The organism is Plasticicumulans sp., assembly GCF_035331805.1.
Lineage (GTDB): Bacteria > Pseudomonadota > Gammaproteobacteria > Competibacterales > Competibacteraceae > Plasticicumulans.
Map to the genome: position 1 here is coordinate 1 of NZ_DAOLKE010000320.1, position 4,023 is coordinate 4,023.

General features: G+C 69.6%; 6 protein-coding genes. All 6 read left to right on the plus strand.

Annotated elements, in window-relative coordinates:
* Positions 1 to 441, plus strand: a 441-nt coding sequence (locus tag PKE44_RS16070; RefSeq protein ID WP_324553153.1) for a cyanophycin synthetase, incomplete at its 5' end; no start/stop codon positions are given.
* A 2-nt stretch (positions 442 to 443) separates the two neighbouring features.
* Positions 444 to 1,601, plus strand: coding sequence for an AAA family ATPase (locus PKE44_RS16075; RefSeq protein ID WP_324553156.1), 1,158 nt, complete (start codon positions 444 to 446; stop codon positions 1,599 to 1,601).
* Positions 1,602 to 2,222, plus strand: a complete 621-nt coding sequence (locus PKE44_RS16080; protein WP_324553159.1) for a hypothetical protein — start codon at positions 1,602 to 1,604, stop codon at positions 2,220 to 2,222.
* 3 nt (positions 2,223 to 2,225) lie between these two features.
* Positions 2,226 to 2,744: a lysozyme inhibitor LprI family protein gene (locus PKE44_RS16085; RefSeq protein WP_324553161.1), complete on the plus strand. Its 519-nt coding sequence runs from the start codon at positions 2,226 to 2,228 to the stop codon at positions 2,742 to 2,744.
* On the plus strand, positions 2,741 to 3,370 hold the full coding sequence (locus tag PKE44_RS16090) for a flavin prenyltransferase UbiX (RefSeq protein ID WP_324553164.1): 630 nt from the start codon (positions 2,741 to 2,743) through the stop codon (positions 3,368 to 3,370). The genes PKE44_RS16085 and PKE44_RS16090 overlap by 4 nt, the downstream gene beginning before the upstream one ends.
* On the plus strand, positions 3,367 to 3,963 hold the full coding sequence (locus PKE44_RS16095) for an LON peptidase substrate-binding domain-containing protein (RefSeq protein ID WP_324553167.1): 597 nt from the start codon (positions 3,367 to 3,369) through the stop codon (positions 3,961 to 3,963). Before PKE44_RS16090 ends, PKE44_RS16095 begins: the two co-directional genes overlap by 4 nt.
* Positions 3,964 to 4,023: the final 60 nt, after the last annotated feature.

Here is a 4,023-nt window from a genome sequence, read left to right on the forward strand (position 1 = left end):
CACAACGTCGCCCGAGCGCGGCGCATGGAACTGCGCGGCGAGGCCGCCGGCGTGCGCGTCTACGACGACTTCGCGCACCACCCGAGCGCGATCGCGACCACGCTCGCCGGCCTGCGCGCCAGCCTCGATGCCGGCCGGCGCATCGTCGCCGTGCTGGAGCCGCGCTCGAACACGATGAAGCTCGGCGTGTTCAAGGACGCGCTGGCCGGCTCGCTCGCGGCCGCCGATGCCGCGGTGTTCCACGCCGCGCCCGATCTCGGCTGGGATCTGGCCGCGAGCGTCGCGTCGATGGGCAGCCGCGCGAGCATCGCCACGACGATCGACGCGACCGTCGCCGCGGCCGTCGCCCGCGTGCAGCCCGGCGACGTGCTGCTGGTGATGTCGAACGGCGGCTTCGGCGGCATCCACGGACGTCTGCTGGTGGCGCTGGCGGGCGGCTGAGCATGTATGTCAGTCGCCTCGCCCTGCAGAACTGGCGGAACTTCAAGCAGGCCGAAGGCGCGTTCGGTGCGCGCACCTTCATCATCGGCCCGAACGCATCGGGCAAGTCCAACCTGCTGGATGCCCTGCGCTTCCTGCGCGATGTGGCGGCCATCGGCCTGCGTCAGTCCGTGCTCGACAAACGGGGGGACGTGTCGGCGCTGCGCTGTCTGGCGGCGACCTACCGTTCGGATGTGCAGATCGAGGTGACCCTCGTGGAGGACGACGGTCCGGATGCCGGCGCCGGCTGGCGCTACCGTCTGGCGTTCAACAAGGATCATCGCCAGGAGCAGCCGGTCATCCGCTGCGAGCGTGTCTGGCACGGTGAGGAGCTCTTGGTCGAGCGCCCGAACGAGGAAGATCGCAGCGACCCGGAGCGCCTGACCCAGACCTATCTCGAACAGATCAACGCCAACCGCGGTTTCCGTGAGCTGGCCGAATTCTTCCGCAGCATCGCGTACCGGCATCCGGTGCCGGAAGTGATCCGCGATCCCAAGGGCTTCAGCTCCGCACCGGTCATCAACGACCCGTACGGCCGGGATTTCCTGCAGCGGCTCTGGCAAACCCCGCAGCGTACCCGCGAAGCCCGGCTGCGGCGCATCAACCAGGTCCTGCAGGTGGCCGTGCCGCAGTTTCGGGAGCTGCGCGTCGAACAGGACGAGACGGGCACTCCGCATCTGGTCGGCCTTTACGAACACTGGCGCCCGAACGCGGCGCGGCAGTCCGAGGCGCAGTTTTCGGATGGCACGCTGCGTCTGCTCGGTCTGTTGTGGGCGCTGCTCGAAGACGGCGGGCCGCTGCTGCTCGAAGAACCGGAACTGTCCCTGCACGCAGCCGTCGTCGCGCAGTTGCCGGGGCTGTTCGAGCGTGCGCGCCGGCGCAAGGGCGGGGGCCGGCAAGTCATTGTCACGACGCATTCCGAGGATTTGCTGCGTGACCCAGGCATCGCGGCCGAGGAAGTGCTCTGGCTGCGACCGACCGCACAGGGCACGCTGATCCACCAGCCGGGCGACAAGGAAAGGCTGCTGATGCAGCAGGGCATGAGTGCCGCCGATGCCGTGCTGCCCTTGTCGCGCCCGGACGGCGCGGAGCAACTGGCGCTGGCACTGGCGCCGTCCTGAATGCGATGGCCGGTCGATGTGCTGGTGGAAGGACCGACGGACCTGTTCGTCGCCCGGCGCCTGCTTCATGCCTGCGGTCTGGAGGTCGGCACCGTGTATCCGCAGCGCGGATGCGGCTACGTATGCACGATGGCACCGAAGCTGGCACCGGCCACCGTCCACGCGCCCCTGCTGGTCCTGCTCGATTACATGGATGTGGAAGAACCCGGCGACTGTCCGCCCAGGGTCGTTCAGCGTCATCGACCCGCACTGATCCGGCCTGAACACTATCTGCTGCGGCTCGTCGTGCGCGAGCTCGAAAGCTGGCTGCTCGCAGACCGGGAGGCGATCGCCGGATGGCTGGGCATCGGCTTGGCCCGTATTCCGGAGGATCCGCAAGCCGAGCCCGATCCGAAGCGGACGCTGGTGAATCTCGCCCGGCTGTCGCGCCGCCGGGCCTTGCGTGAGGCCCTCGTGCCGCGCCCGGGCCATGCGGCGGTCGTCGGACCGGATTATGTGGGCCAGACCGGACGCTTCATCCAGGAGATCTGGCGTCCGGATCGTGCCCGGCGGCGCGCCGGCAGCCTCGATCGTTGCCTGCTCCGGCTGGACGATCTGCGCGTGCGCCTTGATGGCGGATAAGACATGCAGCCGATCCCTGGGTGTCTGCTGGATTTCGAACTCGCGCCACACCGTTCGATCGTCGACACTGATCACTTTGACTGCCTGCCTTGGCCGCTGCCGGATTGCATTGGTTTGCGTGCCCGCCCGCCCTGTATCCGGAGTTGCGTCGATATGCTGCCGTACTGGATTGCCCTCGTGCTCACCCTGACTGCTGCTGCAGCGAGTGCCGCCGACCCCTGCCGCGATCCGCAGACCCAGGCCGAGATGACCCGCTGTGCCGGCGAGGACTACGCGCGCGCCGATCGCGAGCTGAATGCCATCTACGCGCAGGTGCGCACCGCGCTGCCCGAGGCCGAGCGCGAGCGGCTGAAGCTCGCGCAGCGCGCGTGGATCGCCTCGCGCGACGCCGACTGCGAACTGGAACCGTACGGTGCGCGCGGCGGTTCGATGGAGCCGATGCTGATGGCCGCGTGCAAGGCCGATCGCACGACGCAGCGCACGAAGTGGCTGAAATCGCTGGTGGAGGAGGGCGCGCGGTGAGTCGTGCCCCGATTGCGCTGGCCCTGACCGGTGCCTCCGGCGCGCAGTACGGCCTGCGCCTGCTCGAATGCCTGCTCGCCGCCGGCGAAACCGTCTATCTGATGTATTCGAAGGCCGCGCAGATCGTCGTCGGCATGGAAACCGACTGGGCGCTGCCGGCGCGACCGGCCGAGGTGCGTGCGGCCTTGCTCGAACGCTTCGGCTGCCCGCCGGCGCAGCTGCAGGTGTACGGGCGCGAGGAATGGACGGCGCCGGTTGCAAGCGGCTCGGCCGTGTGCCGGGCGATGGCGATCTGCCCGTGCACGACCGGCACGCTGGCGGCGGTCGCGCACGGGCTGTCCGACACGCTGATCGAACGCGCCGCCGACGTGATGCTGAAGGAGCACCGCAAGCTGGTGCTGGTGGTGCGCGAGACGCCGTTCTCGGCGATCCACCTCGAAAACATGCTGACGCTCGCGCGTGCCGGGGCCGTGATCCTGCCGGCCAATCCCGGTTTCTATCACCGGCCGCAGTGCGTCGGGGAACTCGTCGACTACATCGTCGCGCGCGTGCTCGACCAGCTCGGCGTGGCGCACGCGCTGATGGCGCGCTGGGGCCAGCCCGATGACCCGGAGACTGCGTCGTGACCCTGCCGGACGAAATCCCGCTGTTCCCGCTCGATGTCGTGCTGTTCCCCGGCGGTCCGCTGCCGCTGCGCATCTTCGAGCCGCGCTACGTCAGCATGGTCGGACGCTGCCTGCGCGAGGACCTGCCCTTCGGCGTCGTGCCGATCAGCGCCGGCAGCGAGGCCGGCGGTGACGCGAGCTTCCACCTGCTCGGCAGCAGCGCCCGCATCCGTGATTTCGACCGCCTGCCCGACGGCATGCTCGGCATCACCTGCCGCGGCGAACGGCGCTTTCGCGTGCTCGAACACCGCAGCCAGCCCGACCGGCTGGTGCTCGGGCGCGTCGAATGGCTGCCCGAGCCGGTGCGCGAGCCGGTGCCGCCGCAGTTCCGCTCGCTGGAGCGGCTGCTCGGGCGCATCCTCGATGCCGAGGGCATCGAACGCTACCGCGCGCTGCTCGAACCCGACTGGGACAGCGCCGACTGGGTCGTCAACCGCCTCGCCGAGGTCATGCCGCTGCCGAACGGCGCGCGGCACATGCTGCTCGGCATCGACGAGCCGCTGGAGCGCTTCGAACTGCTGTACGCGCTGCTGCAGGATCAGCGGCTGGTCTGAAGGCGCTCCCGGCGCGCGCCGGGAGCGGCAGGCGCGAGACCGGCTGCGTTGCTGCGTTGC